Source organism: Cysteiniphilum marinum, from assembly GCF_014857925.1.
Lineage (GTDB): Bacteria > Pseudomonadota > Gammaproteobacteria > Francisellales > Francisellaceae > Caedibacter > Caedibacter marinus.
The window spans coordinates 1-20025 of sequence record NZ_JACYVZ010000017.1; the positions used below are offsets into that span (position 1 = coordinate 1).

The window sequence follows — 20025 nt, forward strand, 5'->3', positions numbered from 1 at the left end:
TCACAACCATCAAGGACTACTCGCAACACGTTGCTGCGTTCCTCCTTGACAGTTGCTCTGTTTATTCTAGCAATAACACATTACATCAATATTAAATTTAAATTGACACAGTTTTATGAACACTCCCTTTATTTTGAATCATTACCAAAAACCTCAACAGGTAAAGTACAAAAATTTAAGTTAAAAGCGCGATTTAATTAACTGGAGTAGAGCCTGTCTGCTTAGCACTTACTGGAGAGTTTTAGCAAATAATCGTGTCTGCAGATATTGATTTACCAATTTCTGCTTCTATGGCAGATGCCTTTAATGATCTGACACAGTCTAAAAAGGGGAACGATATTGGTCAGCTGATATGATTGCTCAATACCTATTTTTAAACTGTGTCGATCTGCCCCTCGCCCCAAGCAGAGTCGTATATTGGAATATGTAAAGATTTTAGTTGATATCAGTTGATAAAAATATCCCTAAAAAGTAGGGGGTTGTTGCATGGATTATTTCCTTCCATCTTAAGTAATTGTCGCTTATAGGCAACACTGTCAGCGTATCCGTCAATTTGCCTATCTGACTTAATAACCCTATGACACGAGAGCTCCTTATGTAAACCGCGTAGTATTATGTTTCCTTGTAGTTATAAAAACAAGATCATTGAGTTTTGCTACCCTAATACACCAATTCAATTGTGGCGTTATTCTCAAATAGATGCATTATCTCAGCATTAAACTCACCTCTTGGATTAAACACTTTGAAGATAATTGTCTCATCATCCATAAATGTCAAACAGCCTTCATGATATTGATTGTTATTGTCATAAGTCACCTGAGTTAGTCGTGACCAATCCACATGGAAATGATGTGGGCTATTTTGTACATAAAGGGTATCTTCGGTTATGCTTGTTTTTAATACAACACCACCGACCAAATCCACCGAAACCGCATCGTTTTTAAAGGATACAATTAATCCTGACTCTTGACGTAGTTTTTGAAACACCATACGTTGTGTTTTATTGGCTTTCTTTTTCATAAATTCACCTCGTAAAAAAAATGACGACAAATGTGCCTAACGTCCCACCCAAAAATAAAAAAGTACCATAGATGGAACTCGCACTGCCTTTATAATCGGTAATGCTGTTCATTGCCTTACTAACAAAAATCGGTAGTAATAAGCCCGTACTATTGATATATAATACAAATGCGAGACAAAGACAGCAGTTAAGAGCCATATAAAGTTGGATGTAACACTCATAAAGCGTTAGAGCATTTTAATATGTATCAAGATGTAACAATATCCCTAAAAAGTAGGGATGTTACAAAAAGGAAAAAACTTCAAGTGAGAAATGAGTAACTAAATATTAGCGGTGAAACTTATTCATCAGGGCTTGTGATCGTTCAAACTGATACTTTATTCGATATTTAAAGCAATCCTCAAGCATCGTTGCCGTGCAGTGGTAGTTAAGTCTCACTCTGATTTGCTTAATGTAGGTTTTAACCGTTTCAATACCAATATTCATTTGATAAGCAATCATTTTCATTTTATAACCCGACAAAGTCAGATAAAGCACATCCAATTGTTTGATCGATAATTCGTTGATCACATCCCTATAAAATTTCTTTGCCTCAACACTTAAGCTAATGGCGGTACCACTTGTTAGGTATTGTGATTTTTTATGCAAATCTTTGTGCAGAAAATCGCTGTCTGCGATGACTTCGATATCATGCTCAAAGGTGAATATACCTTCCTTGGCTTGTTGTAATTCAAGCGTTAACTTTTTACGCTCGGTAACATCAATAGATACACCAACAATACCGATTACCTCACGGTTTTTATTAAAGAGGGGGCTTTTTCTTGATAAAAAATGTAACTTCTTATCACTCTCATACTCATCATAGAGAGTGGTTTTTTGTGATATCATAATTGCATTATCATGCTCCTTGACCATATTTGAAACATGCTCAGAAAGTAACTGTTTATCCGTTTTACCAAAAATTTCTTTCACATCACATCTATCATGAAATATAGCAACTACCTGATTGCAAGCTAAATATTCACCATCCAGCCCCTTCCAATAAACATGAGCATCAAGACAATCAATTACTTGCTGTAGTTCATAAGATACATCTCCACAATCAAGCAGTTGCTTTTCAAATGGTATCATTGTCTGTTGAGTCTCTTGAAATGCTTGCTGTAAATATTGATTATTGTTTGCTAGCTTCATCCATAACCTCTCTAGCGTAGTTAAATTTAATCATTGACCTCGTTAATGATTGCTGTGAGCTTTGGTGCTTTGTTCTTATAATACACTTTTTTAAATGGTAAGGTAAATGATAACTGTTGCTGATCAAATATAGCGTCATTTAACTCTTCGCCATCACATAGTAGTTCGATATAAGACTTTGCTAATGCTAGCTCATAAGCCAGACTATGCTTACTGCCTGGGATATGATTTAACGAATGATTAAGCAAATGCTCAGCACGAATCGTATCGCCCTCAAACTCTAAAAAAGGCGTTCCACCATCAAAAGAAAAAGTGACATACAAGGTATTACTTCTTAAGCCTGCTTTGGCAGTAACAGTTAAATTGATGTCATGACTATTTTGTGCACTCACGGAGTTTGTGAAGTTAGCTAGAAATGTTCGGATAATATGACGCAGCTTATCATAGTCAATCAAAAGTTGTTGTTGCGCTAATGGTTTAATCTGGTACGTCACTTCAGTTTTTAAATCACTGCTGATAAAAGTATTGGCAAGACCGACTTCATTCTCAATTATTTCTTCCAAAGTTGACTCAATAGTCACGATTTTCGCACGTTCGTCTTGCTGCAAAACGGCTGTATTAATCTTCTGATATAGTGTATAAATCTCAGATAAACTTTCATTTACTTGATAAAACTCATCGTTTAGATCACTACGCACAGTTTGAGGAATATCTAATTGCATTAATCGCGCTTCAATGTTTTCTATCGAATCAGAAATTAATTTAAGCGCATTAATATAGTCATAGCCATAGGATTTAATATAGTGCTTTTGAAAAGCAAGTCTTTTCTCAAGCTGATTTTTTTTATCTCGTATCTCAAGCTCAAGTTTTTTACGCTCGGTAATATCAATAGATAAACCAATAACCCCAGTTGTGTTATTACTATGATCAAGGTAGGGTGATTTCTGAGCAAGATAGTATTTTATTATACCGTTTTCTATTGTTACTTCCTCTTGTATTGAGGTTTTTTGGGTATTAATAACCTTTAGGTCATGTGCTTTTAATTCTTCAGCTTTATCTGGCCATATATCAAGGTCATTTTTTCCCACTAGATCAGAAGCACTCATGCCTCCAGCTAGATTTGAGTTATTAGTTTTAAGGTAGTTTCCTTTGTTATCTTTCCAATATAAAATCCCTGGGATCATATCTATAATCGAGTTTAATTCTTGTTCTTTTTGATTTAATTTATTATTGAAGTAGCTCATTAGATCATTAACCTGAATTAAACTGTGTAGTATTCCCTCGTCAGTTTTGACTAGTTTAATAACTAGAAAGTATGACAATTTCTCGTCTTGATTCATCACAAGAATATTATTAGGGTAACCGTTTTGATCTGTTTTTTTGAAGACCCTGCTATATTGTTTTCCTATAATATGTTCAAGGTGGGAATGGTCATCTAATTTAACCTCGCAGATTAGACCGTTTCTGACTAAGATGTCTATCACGCATATACCTTTTTTATTTTATCAGTATTATTTTTTAGGAATTGATTAGATAATATTTCAAAATAATTTTCAAGGAATTCATCAGATAATTCTCCCCATTGAAACCCAAGATCTGCCAAAATTTGAGTTGTTTTTTGTTGAAGAATATTCACACTGAACTTATCAATAAATTTATCTTGAAAATCCCACCCTAAATGCAAGAAAAAATGGCTAAATAATCTATTTTCACTCATTTGATATATATTGTTGGTGATTGTATCAATAAATGATTGCATACTAACTGCCTGAATTTTCCCACCCTTTAATGGTACTCTCGAAATATCAAACCTATTGGGGGTAAAAGGATGAAATATTTGATTTTTTAGACTGTCTTTGTCAAATAACGTGATAATGGCTTTAGCTGTTAAATCTGCCGGTGAAACTTCAACAATATTACTGCCTATAGGAACTCGCCTTACATCACATAAAAACTGTAAATAATTATTAAAGGCATTGTCATTAAAGTTTTCCTGAATTTGAAAATTATGTAACATTAAAGCCATATTACCTACTCTATAAATATTTGATGTAATACCTTTTTCTCTTGCTGATATTACTTTACTTTCTCCCAGTGCTTTTGTTCTATTATAGACAGTCATTCGGGTGTGAAGCTTAGGAAAGTCACCTTCATGAACTACGTCATCTTGGCTTGAATCTACCCTATGCATAACAGAATACGTTGAAATATAATGAAAATCTTTAAGCTTGGTTAATTCACAGAACTCAAGTAAATTAATAGTTGCCTGAACATTGGCATTATAAAAGACTTCTTCACTACCATAATGTTTTACTAAAGCAGCACAATGGATAATACTATCAATACTTTCTACTAACTTACAATATTCAGATCTACTTAATCCAATTTGTTTTTTCTCTAAATCACAAGCAATATAAGTAATACGCTCGCCATATCGCTTTTCAAGAGATGATCCGAAATAAAACTGATATTTTTTAGCCATACGCTGCATTGCATGTATTTCATTTTTAGCCCTAATACAAAGATAAATTTGATAGTTGGTTGAAATTAGTAACTGATGCAGTAGGTTACAACCTAAAAAGCCAGTAGCACCAGTGAGCAAAATATTATTAATTGCTTTGGAAGTATTATTTATGACTGGCATGTTTGCTATCTCTGACAAATACTGCTCTTTTTTAAGTAATGCACTTGATTTAATAAATTCACGCTTTTGTTTGTTATAACTATGTTTAATGTGTTCTAGCTTAACTCCCAAAAAATTATTGGTTATATACTTATTATGTGCAAGCTTTCTGGGCGTCTTTAGCTCAAATATTTCTGAAGCTTGTATTTTCAGTTTTTCTTGTAAAATCATTGTGAGCTGAATTGCTTTGATAGAGTCGCCACCTAATGAAAAAAAGTTATCATCAATTCCTATTCTATCGACAGATAAAACATTAGAAAAAGCCTGACAAATAACGCTTTCTTGTTCGTTTCTTGGTTTTATATATACTTGAGAACTTCTAAAGTTAATGTCAGGTAAAGCATTTATATCAGTTTTACCATTTGTAGTTAGGGGTATTTCAGGTATCTGCATCATAGCACTAGGTATCATATAGTGTGGTAGTTTACTTTTCAGTTGCTCTATTATTAAATCGGGTTGCATTTGACTATTTGAGGTGAAATAGGCAAAAAGATGTTGTTCATCATTAACTACTTTGTTAATTACAATGACTTGCTTAATACTTGCAATAGTCATTACGATACTTTCAATTTCTGCTAATTCAACTCTAAATCCGTGCAACTTAATTTGAGTATCTTTACGTCCTATAAACTCTAAATCACCAGTGGATAGCCACCTGACTAGATCACCCGTTTTATATAAGCGACAAGGAGTATTTTCTTTGCCATATTCACTTGTAAAAGGATTGGGGATAAATTTTTCTGCCGTAAGCTCAGGCTGGTTTAAATAACCGCGTGCTAGGCCTTCCCCGCCAATATATAATTCTCCAATAATATTAGTTGATAAGGGTTGCTGGTTGCTATCCAAAACATATACTTTACGGTGATTTATAGGCTTTCCAATGGGAACAGAAGATAAAGCAATTTTTTTATTTATACGATAACTTGTGGTAAATGTAGTACTCTCAGTTGGTCCATATCCATTAATAAGGTATTGTGGTCGATATTCACATCTCAAAACTTTGTTAATGACATCAGCTTCCAGCGCCTCACCACCAACTAAGAGGTATTTAATATTCTCAAAAATTGTATTATTACTTAAAAACAAACTATTAAACAATGATTTTGTTAACCACAACACATTAATATTGTGATCGCCTAGAAATGATTTAAATGCCTTTATATCACTCACCAAGTCTATAAGTCTCTTAGGAATAATCAATTTTGCCCCAGAAAGTAAAGGAGTCCATGTTTCAAAAAACGACGCGTCAAAGGCCAGTGATGATAGGTAAGCAAAAGTATGTTGTTGATTAATTTCTATATAATTATTAGCAACTAAACTAGGAATATTTTTATGCGTTAACAGCACACCCTTAGGCCGTCCAGTTGTGCCAGAAGTATAAATTACACAGGATAAATTATTTGATCCATTTAAACTGTTTAAATTGCACATTGAAAAGTTTTCATAGTAAGCTTCATCCAAAGGAATAATGATTGCTTTTGAAATATTTTTGAGCCTAGAGGTGTATTGTGATTGTGATAATAGCAAAGAGGCACGAGTATCATTAAGTATATACTTAACTCTTTCATTGGGGTAATTAGGGTCAATAGGTACATAAGCTGCACCCGACTTTAAAATACCTAAAATTCCAACAATCATTTCTAAGCTTTTGTCCAAGCATATTGCGATTAAATCATCAGGTTGAATATTGCTTAATGTCTGTAAATATCTTGCTAATTGATTAGATTTGGCATTTAGTTCTTTATAAGTAAACTGCTTCTCTTCAAATACAATTGCAATATGATTGGGCGTCTTTTCAACTTGCTCTTCAAATAGTTGGCAAATAGTTTTATCCCTTGGGTAAGGTTTATCAGTATTATTCCAGTCAATAATAATTTTCTGATATTCTTCTTTTGACAAAAGAGGAATATCTTTAATAGAGTCGCTACCATTTAAATAAGATTTATATTGCTTAAACATTGTTTTTAGGGCGCTAACAATACCTTTAAGCTCAATCGAATCGGTTTTAATGCCAGTAATATTAAGCTGCCCATTATTGATAACAAAATTCAATTTATGCGCAAATATAGTATTAAAGCTATTACCGTGATAAATGGCAATATCAGTTAATAACTCCATACAGTTATAACGATAATAAAAATCTTTGGTAATGTTTTGCTTCTTTTGTGAGTGATTTTGAATATATTCTTGAAAATTTAGTAGCTTTTCTTCGTTAAACATCTGCTTTAGCTCAATCATATATTTGGTATCGACTAAATTGGATAAATGCCTTAAGCAGGGGGCTTCGACATAACAAGAGACTAGAAAGTTATTTTGATGAAAAATGCGTAATAAAACTAATGAAATAGCACTAATAATCTGCGTAGTACTTAAGTTTAATGTATCAATCGAATATTCTAATGACTCTTGTATCGTATGATTTATTGATAAATGAAGCGTGGAATTTACTTTGCTTTTCAAAGAATTGATAGCTAATGCGTAACTACGTTCTTGTTTTTTGATATACTTTAGGTGATGATACTGATTATCGTCTAATGTAATGTTGTGTTTTTGTAACTCCTCAAGACTAATTATTTTACTTATATTTTTTTCAATGCCATAACAGTTATAAATTGATGAAAAGTGCAGTGCTTTAGCCTTGCCCTTTGAAACAATGTATAAGCCTTGTAAATCAAGAAAGCTTTTGGGTTTTTCAACCCATATAGGTACACCCAATAAATAAACTGAGCCTTTGAAACTAAGCTTAGCTGTAGCAATTTGATTTGATTGATCACCACCAAAATCAAGTGCATGGCAGTAACGAGATATTTGCGCTAAACTTTCACAACTATTAATAAAGCCATAGTTTTTCAGCGAGTGATCTAATGAAAAATAACTTCTTTTATTTAAAGCCTGAGCTTGGAATCGTAGTTGATTATTTGACAAATCGGATAATAGTATTTTAAATAATGCGAGTGCTTTTTGAGTGCACTTAATATTAAGGCTGTACGTAGTATCCTCTCTTGAAATTATTATTTCCTCTTGTCGAATAATATCGCCAGCGTCAATTTCATCAGAGATTTTATGCCAAGTAACTCCGTGTTTTTTTTCTCCATTAATAATTGCCCAAGTTGTAGGGTTAGTTCCAGCATAGCTAGGCAGCAATGCATTATGGTAGTTGATTGCATGCTGAACCTTATGTTTTTCGATAAGATTTCTTGGGATAATGTGGTTGTTTGCAATGCTAAATAACACATAACCTTGGTAATTACTTTCTTGGTATTCTTGATAAGATAGTGTACAAACGCTTTGTTGTTGGCACCATTGCTGTATTTTTTCCTCTTCAGTAACCACAGCAATTAGGTCATAATCATACGACGTAAAAATAATTTTACAACATTCTAGACAAAGTCCAGTGTTACCAATAATAATTGTTTTTTTTTTCTATAGTATTAGTGGGTTTAACAATATCATTTTGTGTGCAGCCTTTTAAATAATCAGACCAGTATGCATTGTTTTTATTGATTAATACTTGTTTGCTGTTCATAACTAGTTCCCCCTTAGTTATTTATTAATGTTGAATATATATACCCATTACCTTATGATCTTGCATTGCAACACCTTTAGTGATAAGTAAAACTTATAAATTAAGCATTTGAGTAATCACTGTTTTTCGATTAAGAAAAATCACGTCAATAACACGTGCTCTATAAAAAACAGATTCTCCCATCCAGCATCACTTATAAGCTAAATATATAATACCATTGAGTTGCAGTTGCTTGATGATAAAAATGTAAATTCTGCATACAAACCTTTGATTTAAAGAGGGGTGGGTTATTAAAGGTGCGTATAATGTTTGTAAATAGATCAATGTGGGAAATAATTAAAAATTATAGCAATAAACTATTGCACTTGGTTGAGAAGGGTGTATTATCTTCTTTGTGGAAGATTTGGGGTGGTTGGGTCATATTCCTTGCGTCTCGTATAGTTCCATCTATATTATGGGGGCTGACGCGGTTAAGATGGGGGCTTAACTATGACCCGCTATTATCGTAGCGGGTCTTTAGTCCTATGGCAATAAAAACTTGCGTTTTTTTGCATTTAGTTATAATTTTTTCTTATTTACAAGACTTTTGGGCTTTGCAATATGAAACAGCTTGCCTCTGATTTAACTTATACCAACAATGGTATTGAGTCCGAACAACAGCTTAAGCTTGTTGGCTTTAATCTTAGACGATCTATGTTTGCTAAAGGCGTTAATAGCGTTGAGCTTCATAATAATTTAGGCGTTTCTACGGGGACAGTAAGTAAGATTGTTAACGGCAAATGTATGCCTAACTTGCTGACAATCTATAGTATCACGCAATATTTAGGGATTAAAATTGATGATTTATTTCAGGATCCTCATGCCGCAATGGCTGAAGACAGTCAGCCTGATAATAAGTTTGCTTAGTAATCTACTATATTTAGCGCTCATAGACGGTTGATGGAACAACGGTAATTGTGCAAATGATTTGAAAGTTGGTTATAAGAAAACCGGCAGTACCTGAAAGAGCTTTTCAATTGTATAAACATGATCAAGATCGGTAATGGTAACAATGACATGATCTCCTGACTCAATCGTGTAATGATCATGCGCAACCAATACGGTATCATCACGTACAATGGCGCCAATGATAATCGCTTTTGGTAAATTCAGTTCACTGATTTTCTTACCGACAATTGGTGAGCTGTCAGCTGTACCGTGTACGACAATTTCGCAAGCTTCCGCATGTCCGCCGTAGAGTGAATAGATATTTAGCATGTCACCTTTGCGCAAGTAGGTTTGAATCACACCAATGGTGATTCTCTGTGGTGAAATTGCGCGATCAATCGTGTGTGTTTCATCAACTAAAGCCGCATAGCTTAGGCTATTAACAAGAGCAATGGTGCTTTTAGCACCCATTTTCTTAGCAAGCATTGCCGACATGATATTGGCTTCATCATCATTGGTTACCGCACAGAAAAGATCGGTATCATCAATGCTCTCGGCATTTAATAGCTCAGCATCCGAGGCATCCCCTGAGAGTACGGTGGTATTGTTTAGTGTCTCAGCAGCTAAGTGACAGTTCTCATAATTACGCTCAACGATTTTAACCAAATAATCATTCTCAAGCTTCTTAGCAAGTCCTATACCGATATTGCCACCACCAGCGATAAAGAGTTTGCGACATGCCGTTTGTTGCGGTTGAAATTCGCGTAAAATCGCAGGAATATTAATTCGCTCAGCAATAAAAAACACTTCATCTTCTTTTTGCAAAACGGTATCAGCGGATATAAGTAAGTTTTGTTTTTTGCGATAAATAGCAACAACACGTGCATCGATATCAGGAAGCTCTTGTCTAAACTCACGAATACTCATGCCATGAAGCGGTGAGTCCTCGGCAATTTCGCTTCCTGCTAATTGCAAGCGGCCATTAGCAAAATCAACAATCTGAAAACTGCCAGGATGCTCAACTAAACGTACCAAACGTTGAGTAACTAATTCAGAAGGGTTAATAATAAGATCAATTGGGATATTGTCATTATTAAATATTTGTGGGTAGCGCGCGTAATTTTTGTTACGTAAACGCGCGATTTTTGTTGGAATCTTAAAAAGACTATAAGCAATCTGGCAGGCAACAATATTTACTTCATCGTTATTTGTTACCGCAATGATCATATCTGCATCATTAGCTCCTGCCTCTTCAAGAATGTTAGGGTGTGATGCTGAGCCACAGATTGTTTTGACGTCAAAGTGATTTTGAATATGTCTTAGTCGTTCGGCTCTTTCATCAACGACGCTAATATTATGATCTTTTTGTAAATTCTTAGCCAATGAGCTGCCGACTTGTCCGGCACCTAAAATAATAATTTTCATAATTTTTCCTGTGTTTTGTCACTTCTATGGCTTTTCCATAACACTTCATCATGTTGATCCAACTGATTAAAAAAGCGTGCCAACACAAATAAATAATCAGATAAACGATTTAAAAAACTTAAAACAAGCGGATTATGAGCTTTTGTCTGATCTTGGATCAAGGCAACATAGTGACGTTCCGCTTTGCGTGCTATGGTACGCGCTTGATGAGTTAAAGCCGCACACTGTGAGCCACCAGGTAAAATAAACTCTTTCAACGGTGGCAAAGATTTATTCCACTGATCAATTTGGATTTCAAGGGCAGTAATCGCTTGATCCGTTAGTTGGCTAAATTGAGGGAAGGACAGCTCACCACCAATATTGAATAAGTGATGTTGAATATTCTGTAGTTGGTTGTTTATTTCAAGGTTACTTGAAAAGGAGACAATCACACCAATGGCAGCATTTAGCTCATCAATCTGACCAATGGTTTCAATAATTGGTGCACATTTATCAATGCGAATATTATCTGAGAGAGCAGTGGTACCTTTATCTCCAGTTTTGGTGTAAATTTTGGATAGTCTATGACCCATAAATAATTCCTTTAACGTTTATTAAAACCGATAATATAAACTTCGCGCGAGCGCGCACGAGATGCGTCAGGTTTGCGAATAATGACTTTTTGAAAACGTTGTTGAACTGCCTTTACAAAGGGATCAAAGCCTTCACCTTGGAAAACTTTAGCTAAGAAATTGCCATGTGATTTTAGTGTGTTATCAGCAAAATCAAGTGCTAGTTCAACCAGATACATTGATCCTGCTTGATCGGTATTACGATTGCCACTCATGTTTGGCGCCATATCAGAGATAACCCAATCAATAGACTCACCTTCAGTTAATTGCATCAAGGCTTCATAGGGCTCATCCTCGGTGAAATCTCCTTGAATAAAGGTCACATCAGGCAAAGGGTCCATTTCGAGAATATCTAAGGCGAACACCTTGCCTTTAGAACCAACAAAATCTGTTAAAACCTGTGACCAACCACCAGGAGCCGCACCCAGATCAACGACGGTCATGCCTGGTTTGAATAGCTTATCTTTTTGCTGTAATTCCATGAGTTTGTAAGCTGCGCGTGATCTTAGACCATCTTTTTTAGATTGGCTAACATAATGATCATTATGATGTTCATCAAGCCAGCGTTTGCTGCTTTTGCTATGTTTGTTTTTTGACATTAACAAATAAAAGTGTCGTGCTAATTAATGTCAACAGTATATCACCTAGGAAAATATACAGTAGCTTACTTTTTTACTTTTTCATTTTTTGCATTTATTAAAAACGCGTAAAACATCATCTGCAGTTGCAATTTGATCGTTTTGAGCCTGTTGTAAACCTTGCTGCATTTTCTTGATCTGCCAATTACGAAGGTTATCCTGCTGTTTACTTACAGCAGAACCCTTATAGCTGGGATAAAGGTTGAGTAACATCGAAAATCAGCGCAAAGTAAACGATAAAGACACTCAGAAGTACCATGCCATTAAAGACACTGGTGCGTCGTGAGGTGAAGGTAACTAAAGCAATTAAAAAGGTTAGTACCATAATGACAATCGATGTGCTATTTAATCCAAGAACTAATGGTTGCCCAAGGACAAGACTTATGACAAGTACCGATGGCACGGTAAGGCAAATAGTGGCAACGGCAGAGCCCATGCATAGATTGATAGAGCGTTGTAGTTGGTTCTTGTATGCCGATTGAATGGCGCTCACACCTTCAGGGGTTAAAACTAAGAGGGCGATAATAAAACCGCCTAGTTTACTGGGAAGTCCTGCCTCTTGAATGCTGAACTCAAGAAAGCTTGCGAGGTTTTTTGATAAGGCGATCATCACGACAAGACCAAGTAGCAACATAATGACATGATAAAGTACTGAGCCCATCGGGTTGTGATGTTCCTCATCATCGTCGTCTTCATGTCGATACTGAAAGTAATCTTTATGTGTTACGGTTTGTTTAATCAAAAAAACAGCATAAAGAATTACGCAAACAATAATGACAACAATGGATTGACTTAAGTTAAAGGTACCAGCATCAGTCGCAACAGTATAATTAGGAAGTATTAAGCAAACGGTTAATAATAGGATAAGCAAAGAGATATAGGTGCTCGCACCTTCGGTATTATACATTTGTGTGTTATGTTTGATGCCTCCGGTTAATAGGCTAAGTCCAGCAAACCCATTAACAGCAATCATAATCACGGCAAACATCGTATCTCGGGCAAGGGTTGGGTCCCCTTTACCAATCAGCATCATCGTGATGATTAATGCCACTTCAATTGAAATAACAGAAAGGGTTAGAATCAAGGTGCCATAAGGCTCACCAAATTTTTCTGCTAACCAATCGGCATGTTTAACGACATTAAAGGCGCAAACAAGCATCACGGCAAAGATAACAAAAGTTGTTGCTGCCGTGGCAAAATGACTAATGTTATATGGATCGAGACTTGAGAAAACCATATTTAATAGAACAAAGAGGATGATAGGCAAAATAACACCATATTCGGTTTTAATAAAACTTATTGTTTTGTGCATTTTACCTCCTATTTGTTTTTGTTTTTTTAAAAGCGCTCAGCCGATGCTTGTTGCCAATATTTAGCATATTGCATTGGTAGGTTATTATCATCTAGTAAGCTATCTTTTTCAAGGTATTGATAGACTTCATCAAGTGATTGCACGGTTTTTTCATCAATGCGACGAATAACGCGTGAGGCTGAAAGTTCACTTGGGTTTGTAAGTCCCATCGCACCAACAAGTTCAGTAAAACTTTTAACGGTTGCATCATGAAAGCGGTAAACGCGCTGCTTCTTATCATCAATATCTAGCGCTTTATATAATCGTGGACTTTGTGTGGCAACGCCTGTTGGACAGGTATTGCGATTACATTGTTTCGATTGAATACATCCCAAGGATAACATCATGGCTCGGGCACTATTGATTACATCAGCACCTAAGGCAATACGCTTGACCATGTCAAAGCCTGTCGCCGTTTTACCGCTGGCAATAATACAAATATGCTCGCGAATACCAGAACCAACCAATGCGTTATGCACAAATGCTAAAGCATCTTCAAGTGGCACACCAATATGATTAACGTATTCCTCAGGAGCAGCCCCTGTACCGCCTTCTGCACCATCGATGGTAATAAAATCAGGGAAGATTTGTGTTTTTAACATGGCTTTGCAGATAGCAAAGAATTCGGTTTTGCGACCTATGCATAGTTTAAAACCAATGGGTTTACCACCTGAGAGCTCTCGCAATTTTTGTACAAATTGACATAGCTCAACAGGCGTTGAGAAAGCAGTATGCGCAGGTGGAGATAAAACATCTTCACCCATCGGCACATCACGAATTTTAGCAATCTCAGGAGTGAGCTTCTCCTTGGGTAACACACCTCCATGAGCAGGTTTTGCTCCTTGTGAGAGTTTGATCTCAATCATTTTAATATCATCATATTGCGCCTGAATGGCAAACTTATCTGGATCAAAGTGCCCATCTTTAGTCCTGAAACCAAAATATCCTGTCCCAATTTGCAGACAAATATCTCCACCTTGGCGATGATGCTCTGTTAAACCACCTTCGCCAGTGTTGTGACAAAAGCCCCCAAGCTTAGCACCTTTATTAAGTGCCATAATCGCATTTTTGGATAAGGCACCATAACTCATGGCCGAAATATTTAAACGTGATGAGATATAAGGTTTGGTGCATTGATGATTGCCTATTTGAAATTTAGGATCCACATCTTTTGGGTGAATGGGGGCTAATGAATGCAGTACCCATTCATAACCTGGTTGATTAATATCTCGCTCGGTACCAAAGGGAAGTGTGTCTTCAATACCTTTAGCACGTTGATAAACTAAAGAGCGAGTTTGTCGATCAAAAGGGCGCTCGCTTTGATCTGTCGCAACAAAATACTGCTGAATCTCAGGGCGAAAGAACTCCAAGATAAAACGCATGTGCCCAAGTATGGGAAAGTTGCGTAGTATGGTGTGCTTTTTTTGTGTGACGTCATAAATGGCAATAACAATAAGTGCGATAATAATAATGCCTACGGTAAGTTTGCTGTGTAGTAATGCTAACAACGCAAGGATAATAAGTAAGACAATGCCAAAGCCAATATACCATTTTCTACGTTCTGAAATATGAAACATAAATATTCCTTAGTGTTTAGTCCTATGTTCATATGGAATAATAGTGAGAAATATGAGAAATTCAATTTAAAACAACCATCGCCATCATTTGTAACATAACTGTAACAATTGATATTTATGCTGAGCAACGACTTAATTAAGTAGGAAGGATAGGTTTTGAGGCAAAGTGGGGATAAAAATTTTTTGAAGTTATTAATAGCTTTAGCATCGCTGACACTCATTATTTTTGTGTTGCTATTAATGAGTCTTATTGTATTTAGTTGGCCAAGTATTCGTGAGTATGGCATCTCTTTTTTGTGGAGTGATGCGTGGAATCCTGTGACTGAGCAATTTGGTGCTTATTCAGTTATCATTGGTACGTTGGTTACATCTATTTTGGCACTTGTGATTGCTGTGCCTTTTAGCTTGGGTGTTGCACTTTTAATTGATGAGTTATTGCCCAGACGCATAGGTAGGATTCTTGCACGACTAATTGAGTTAATGGCAGGAATCCCAAGTATCGTTTATGGTATTTGGGGGCTTTTCGTGCTTTTGCCATGGGTGAAATCTTTGCAATTAAAATTAATGCCTTTATCACTATCTTGGCAGGCTAAGTTTTCAGCTCTTGCTGAAAGTGGCTCATTTTGGGCACACTTTGAGCCACTTGTTATGTTCTTTATCAAAAGCCTACCAACGGGCAGTAGTATCTTTGCTGCGAGCATTATCTTGGCCATTATGGTGATCCCTTTAATCTCATCGGTGATGCGTGATGTGATCAGTGCAATTCCGCAAGTGACGAAAGAAGCAGCATTTGGTATTGGTGCGACCAAGTGGGAAGTGACGAAAAATGTCATTTTCCCTTATGCTTTACCCGGCATGATGGGTGCGATTATTTTAGGCTTTGGCCGTGCGCTAGGTGAGACAATGGCAGTGACCTTTGTGATTGGCAATGTCCATAGTTTGCAAGGTTTATTTATGCCAAGTGCAACCATTTCATCAGCCATTGCCAATGAGTTTAATGAAGCATTAGGCACATTGTATCCTGCCGCATTGGTTGAAACAGGATTGATATTATTCTTAATCACTTTGGTGGTTTTACTGATATCACGTTGGATTTTGAAGCGTTACAAAGTAGGGGTGGCATAATGAGTATAATTGGACAAGTAGCGCTTAAGCGCCGTATTAAATCAAATATCTTTGTCTCACTGTGCTGGCTAAGTGCGATTATTAGTATCTTTTTCTTGTGTAGCATTTTATATGAGTTGGTAATTCGAGGTATGCCGAGCTTTAGCACGTATCTTTTTACACATGACACAAGAGAGCTAGGACTTAGAAATGCGATTGTTGGCTCATTGATGTTAACAGTTGGCGCCATCGTCATTGCGACACCGATTTCGATTTTAACGGCGACTTTCTTTGTTGAGTTTCGACAATTCAGACGCACGATTAAAGTCCTACGCTTTATCAATGATATGATGTTAAGCACGCCATCAGTGATTGTTGGTTTATTCATCTATACGCTTATTGTCGTTAACACCAGTTTTTCAGGCTATGCCGGAATCATTGCGCTAGCGGTTATCGCGATGCCGATGATTACGCGTGCAGCAGAGGATGTGTTATATCTTATATCCCCTATGCTAAAGGAATCAGCTATTGCACTAGGTGTGCCAAAGTGGCGTGTGATTGTGATGATTGGCTATCGCTCGGCAAAGACAGGACTCATTACTGCGGTGGTATTAGCCACGGCAAGAGTGATGGGCGAAAGTGCGCCATTGTTGTTTACCTCAGCAAAAAACAGTTTTTTAAGCTTTAATATGGGGCAAGCGATTGAGAGCTTACCGGTGATGATTTTTGAAAATGCGATGCAACCATATCCTGAGTTCCAACAAGTAGCATGGACGGCGGCACTTATTGTTACCGCATTAGTATTGGTGATGAATTTAACAGCGCGTTGGATTGCAAAAGATAAATAGCTAGTAATAAAATAAAGAATAAGAGATGATTATGCAACAATCGACAGATTTTAAAAACTTAGAAAATACAGAAAATACAGAAAACATAGCACAAGCTCAAACTGATCATAGTGATAGTCAATTTGAAACTCAAGGGAGGGTGTTAAATTTGCCAAATAAGCAGTACTTAGCAGTAAAGAATCTTAACTTTTATTATGGTGACAGCAAGACACTGCATGATATTAATGCAAGCTTCGCGCAAAATAAAATTACCGCATTAATCGGTCCTTCAGGTTCTGGCAAGTCTACTTTGCTTAGAACATTAAATCGTATTTATGAGTTATATCCCAAGCAAAAAGCCACAGGGCAGATTTTGTTACAAGGGCAAAATGTCTTAGAAAAAAATATCGATTTGAATCAACTGCGCAAAGAAATTGGCATGGTCTTTCAGAAACCAACACCTTTTCCCATGAGTATTTTTGATAATATTGCCTTTGCCATTAAGTTACATGAAAAGTTATCTAAGACTGAGTTGCAACAGCGTGTTGAAGAGGCGTTAAAGCAAGCGGCTTTATGGGATGAGGTCAAAGATAAATTGCAACAACAAGGCACACGTCTTTCAGGTGGGCAACAGCAACGATTGTGTATTGCGCGTACATTGGCGGTAAAACCTAAGATTTTATTATTAGATGAGCCAACATCAGCACTTGATCCGATTTCTACCAAGAAGATAGAAGGGTTACTTACAGAGCTAAAGGCTCAATATACGATTGTGATGGTGACACATAATTTAAAACAAGCTGAACGTTTATCAGACAGTACGATGTTTATGATTAATGGCGAGCTTGTCGAGTATGCGCCAACTGATGTATTCTTTAATGCACCCAAGGATCCACGAACGGTTGATTATATTCATAATGAATAACTGGAATTAGATATTCTAGATAAAGTTATGATTTTAATGGCTAACGGTTTATAACTTAAGATGTAAGGATAAATGAATGAAACGAGTGAAATTTAAGAAAACTATATTGATTGGTGCTCTGGCAAGCAGTGCTATGGCTATATTGGCATTATCAGGATGCAGTGAAAAGGCACATGAAAGTGATGGTAAATCAGGATCAACTCAATCAGTTATTATGGGCTCAGGCTCAAGCTTTATCTATCCTGCGATGTCACGTTGGGCAAATGAATATTATAATCAAACAGGTGTTAAAATTAATTACCAACCAATTGGTTCAGGTGGCGGGCAGCGCCAGATTTTTGCAGGTACGGTTAATTTTGCAGCATCAGATCAACCATTGAGTAATGCAGAACTTAGTAAGTACAATTTATTACAATTCCCTGCAATTGTTGGTGGGATTGTGCCGATTATTAATGTGCAAGGTATTAAGACAAATGAGCTTGTCTTAAGTGGTAAAGTATTAGCAGATATTTATTTAGGTAAAATCCAATATTGGAATGATCCAGCGATTGCTGCGTTAAATCCAAAGCTTAAGTTACCACATAGTGCGATTATTACGGTACATCGCGCCGATGGCTCAGGGACAACTTATAACTTTACGCAATACTTAGCATCCGTTAACCCTGTATGGCAGAAACAAGTTGGTGTTGATACTTCAGTGCAATGGCCGGTAGGAATTGGTGCTAAAGGTAACCAAGGTGTGGCAGCACAAGTACAGCAAGTGGATGATAGTATCGGTTATGTTGAGTATGCCTATGCAAAAACCGCGAATATCCCAACCGTTAAACTAATTAATCAAAGTGGTCAAACAGTTACTGCTGATTTAAATAGTTTTGCAAGTGCTGCAAAATATGCATCATGGCAGGCAAAGGATAATTATAATCTGCTCTTAGTAAATCAACCTGGCAATGACAGCTGGCCAATTGTTGCCACGACTTTTGTTTTATTACCTGAGAAAGCAAAGCAAGGCATTAACCAAGACATTAAGCAATTCTTTACGTTTGCTTATTCTGAGCAAGGTGACAAGATCGCTCAAAAACTTGATTATGTTGGTATTCCACAAAATGTCGTTGCAGATATTAAAGTTTATTGGGATAAGGTCTAGAAAATGATGACATAAGCAAAACGAGGCTTGAAATTCATAAACGGATTTATAAAATAAAGACCGTTAACTATATGAAGTTTTTAAAGCCTTAGGAGAGTTTATGTCGGTATATCAGGATTTTGACAGTTTATTAGCGTATTTAGATGCGCGTATTGTTGGGCAACGCGCTTTGACAAAGCGCCTTCTAATCGCCTTATTATCATCAGGGCACCTATTGGTTGAGGGCGCACCTGGTCTTGCTAAAACCACGGCAATCAAAACGTTAGCTGAATGTATTGAATGTTCATATCACCGTATTCAATTCACCCCTGATTTGTTACCTGCGGATTTAACAGGAACTGAGATTTATATTCCTGAGCGTCAAAGCTTTGAGTTTCAAACGGGTCCCTTGTTTCATAATTTATTATTGGCTGACGAGATCAATCGCGCCCCTGCTAAAGTGCAATCAGCATTATTAGAGGCGATGGGTGAGAAGCAGATTACCATTGGCAAACAAACCTATGCATTACCTGATTTATTCTTAGTGATGGCAACACAAAACCCGATTGAGCAAGAGGGGACTTATCCTTTACCTGAAGCACAATTAGATCGCTTTATGCTGCATGTCAAAATCGGCTATCCAGATGCAGCAATGGAGAAAGAGATTTTGGCATTAAACCGTGGCAATCGTTCAGTGAGCTTGCAAAAACCACCACTGATAACACAAGATCAAATATTTACAGCGCAACAACAAGTGTTAGATCTGCATGTGTCTAGTGCCGTTGAGGCGTATATGATTCAATTGGTGTTAGCCACACGCGATGCCGCGAAATACAATGAAGATTTAGCTAAATGGATTCGTTTTGGGGCAAGTCCACGTGGCACGATTGCGCTTGAGCGTGCGGCACGTGCGCATGCTTGGCTTAATGCAGAAGACTATGTATCACCTCATGATGTGCATGCGGTGATACATGAAGTATTAAGGCACAGAATATTGCTAAGCTTTGAAGCTGAAGTTGATAATATTACCAGTGATGATGTCATTGATGCACTTTTAAAAGCCGTGCCGATTCCATAAGTGGAAGAGGGGAAACGC

17 protein-coding genes are annotated in these 20025 nt (G+C 36.7%); 6 read left to right on the forward strand and 11 right to left on the reverse strand.

Features of this window, described 5'->3' with window-relative positions:
* Positions 1-445: 445 nt before the first annotated feature.
* The 6 genes from IE867_RS14980 to IE867_RS14820 all read right to left on the reverse strand — a co-directional run bounded on the left by IE867_RS14980 (position 446) and on the right by IE867_RS14820 (position 8421).
* Complete coding sequence (locus IE867_RS14980; RefSeq protein ID WP_192484370.1) at positions 446-616, reverse strand: MGMT family protein; 171 nt, start codon at positions 614-616, stop codon at positions 446-448.
* A gap of 44 nt (positions 617-660) precedes the next feature.
* Positions 661-1020, reverse strand: a complete 360-nt coding sequence (locus IE867_RS08655) for a hypothetical protein (RefSeq protein ID WP_192484323.1) — start codon at positions 1018-1020, stop codon at positions 661-663.
* Positions 1021-1348: 328 nt separating this feature from the next.
* Positions 1349-2212, reverse strand: a complete 864-nt coding sequence (locus IE867_RS08660; RefSeq protein WP_192484324.1) for a PAS domain-containing protein — start codon at positions 2210-2212, stop codon at positions 1349-1351.
* 26 nt (positions 2213-2238) lie between these two features.
* Entirely contained in the window at positions 2239-3696 is a 1458-nt protein-coding gene (locus IE867_RS08665; RefSeq protein ID WP_192484325.1) for a PAS domain-containing protein, read from the reverse strand.
* Entirely contained in the window at positions 3693-8228 is a 4536-nt protein-coding gene (locus tag IE867_RS08670; protein WP_192484326.1) for an amino acid adenylation domain-containing protein, read from the reverse strand. The genes IE867_RS08665 and IE867_RS08670 overlap by 4 nt, the downstream gene beginning before the upstream one ends.
* Before the next feature lie 64 nt (positions 8229-8292).
* Positions 8293-8421 carry a hypothetical protein gene (locus IE867_RS14820; protein ID WP_263971900.1) on the reverse strand — a complete coding sequence of 43 codons (129 nt, stop codon included), beginning with the start codon at positions 8419-8421 and terminating at the stop codon, positions 8293-8295.
* Positions 8422-9021: 600 nt separating this feature from the next.
* On the opposite strand from IE867_RS14820, the gene IE867_RS08675 reads away from it, so the two are divergent.
* A complete protein-coding gene (locus IE867_RS08675; protein WP_192484327.1) occupies positions 9022-9327 on the forward strand; it encodes a helix-turn-helix domain-containing protein in 306 nt (101 codons plus the stop codon).
* A 72-nt stretch (positions 9328-9399) separates the two neighbouring features.
* On the opposite strand, the gene trkA is transcribed toward IE867_RS08675, so the two are convergent.
* From trkA to IE867_RS08700, 5 genes are all read right to left on the reverse strand, one after another.
* Positions 9400-10773 carry a Trk system potassium transporter TrkA gene (gene trkA / locus IE867_RS08680; RefSeq protein ID WP_192484328.1) on the reverse strand — a complete coding sequence of 458 codons (1374 nt, stop codon included), beginning with the start codon at positions 10771-10773 and terminating at the stop codon, positions 9400-9402.
* Complete coding sequence (locus tag IE867_RS08685; protein ID WP_192484329.1) at positions 10770-11345, reverse strand: cob(I)yrinic acid a,c-diamide adenosyltransferase; 576 nt, start codon at positions 11343-11345, stop codon at positions 10770-10772. Before IE867_RS08685 ends, trkA begins: the two co-directional genes overlap by 4 nt.
* 11 nt (positions 11346-11356) lie before the next feature.
* Entirely contained in the window at positions 11357-11983 is a 627-nt protein-coding gene (gene rlmE, locus IE867_RS08690) for a 23S rRNA (uridine(2552)-2'-O)-methyltransferase RlmE (RefSeq protein WP_192484330.1), read from the reverse strand.
* A 223-nt stretch (positions 11984-12206) separates the two neighbouring features.
* Positions 12207-13334, reverse strand: a complete 1128-nt coding sequence (locus IE867_RS08695; protein ID WP_192484331.1) for a calcium:proton antiporter — start codon at positions 13332-13334, stop codon at positions 12207-12209.
* A 26-nt stretch (positions 13335-13360) separates the two neighbouring features.
* Positions 13361-14950, reverse strand: a complete 1590-nt coding sequence (locus IE867_RS08700) for an FMN-binding glutamate synthase family protein (protein WP_192484332.1) — start codon at positions 14948-14950, stop codon at positions 13361-13363.
* 183 nt (positions 14951-15133) lie between these two features.
* On the opposite strand from IE867_RS08700, the gene pstC reads away from it, so the two are divergent.
* From pstC to IE867_RS08725, 5 genes are all read left to right on the forward strand, one after another.
* On the forward strand, positions 15134-16075 hold the full coding sequence (gene pstC / locus IE867_RS08705; protein WP_225630011.1) for a phosphate ABC transporter permease subunit PstC: 942 nt from the start codon (positions 15134-15136) through the stop codon (positions 16073-16075).
* Positions 16075-16902 (forward strand): phosphate ABC transporter permease PstA, encoded by an 828-nt coding sequence (gene pstA, locus IE867_RS08710; RefSeq protein WP_192484333.1) that lies wholly within the window; start codon positions 16075-16077, stop codon positions 16900-16902. The genes pstC and pstA overlap by 1 nt, the downstream gene beginning before the upstream one ends.
* Positions 16903-16933: 31 nt before the next feature.
* Positions 16934-17806: a phosphate ABC transporter ATP-binding protein PstB gene (gene pstB, locus IE867_RS08715; protein ID WP_192484334.1), complete on the forward strand. Its 873-nt coding sequence runs from the start codon at positions 16934-16936 to the stop codon at positions 17804-17806.
* Between the two features lie 76 nt (positions 17807-17882).
* On the forward strand, positions 17883-18950 hold the full coding sequence (gene pstS / locus IE867_RS08720; protein WP_192484335.1) for a phosphate ABC transporter substrate-binding protein PstS: 1068 nt from the start codon (positions 17883-17885) through the stop codon (positions 18948-18950).
* Between the two features lie 100 nt (positions 18951-19050).
* Positions 19051-20007 carry an AAA family ATPase gene (locus tag IE867_RS08725; protein WP_192484336.1) on the forward strand — a complete coding sequence of 319 codons (957 nt, stop codon included), beginning with the start codon at positions 19051-19053 and terminating at the stop codon, positions 20005-20007.
* Positions 20008-20025: the final 18 nt, after the last annotated feature.

What these genes read in the sequence shown, in the direction of transcription:
- IE867_RS08700 (WP_192484332.1), bottom strand. Translation starts at nt 14,950, where the DNA reads ATGTTTCATATTTCAGAACGTAGAAAATGGTATATTGGCTTTGGCATT.
- trkA (WP_192484328.1), bottom strand. Translation starts at nt 10,773, where the DNA reads ATGAAAATTATTATTTTAGGTGCCGGACAAGTCGGCAGCTCATTGGCT.
- IE867_RS14820 (WP_263971900.1), bottom strand. Translation starts at nt 8,421, where the DNA reads ATGAACAGCAAACAAGTATTAATCAATAAAAACAATGCATACTGGTCT.
- pstS (WP_192484335.1), top strand. Translation starts at nt 17,883, where the DNA reads ATGAAACGAGTGAAATTTAAGAAAACTATATTGATTGGTGCTCTGGCA.
- IE867_RS08695 (WP_192484331.1), bottom strand. Translation starts at nt 13,334, where the DNA reads ATGCACAAAACAATAAGTTTTATTAAAACCGAATATGGTGTTATTTTG.
- IE867_RS08655 (WP_192484323.1), bottom strand. Translation starts at nt 1,020, where the DNA reads ATGAAAAAGAAAGCCAATAAAACACAACGTATGGTGTTTCAAAAACTA.
- rlmE (WP_192484330.1), bottom strand. Translation starts at nt 11,983, where the DNA reads ATGTCAAAAAACAAACATAGCAAAAGCAGCAAACGCTGGCTTGATGAA.
- IE867_RS08725 (WP_192484336.1), top strand. Translation starts at nt 19,051, where the DNA reads ATGTCGGTATATCAGGATTTTGACAGTTTATTAGCGTATTTAGATGCG.
- pstA (WP_192484333.1), top strand. Translation starts at nt 16,075, where the DNA reads ATGAGTATAATTGGACAAGTAGCGCTTAAGCGCCGTATTAAATCAAAT.
- pstB (WP_192484334.1), top strand. Translation starts at nt 16,934, where the DNA reads ATGCAACAATCGACAGATTTTAAAAACTTAGAAAATACAGAAAATACA.
- IE867_RS08685 (WP_192484329.1), bottom strand. Translation starts at nt 11,345, where the DNA reads ATGGGTCATAGACTATCCAAAATTTACACCAAAACTGGAGATAAAGGT.
- IE867_RS08660 (WP_192484324.1), bottom strand. Translation starts at nt 2,212, where the DNA reads ATGAAGCTAGCAAACAATAATCAATATTTACAGCAAGCATTTCAAGAG.
- IE867_RS08675 (WP_192484327.1), top strand. Translation starts at nt 9,022, where the DNA reads ATGAAACAGCTTGCCTCTGATTTAACTTATACCAACAATGGTATTGAG.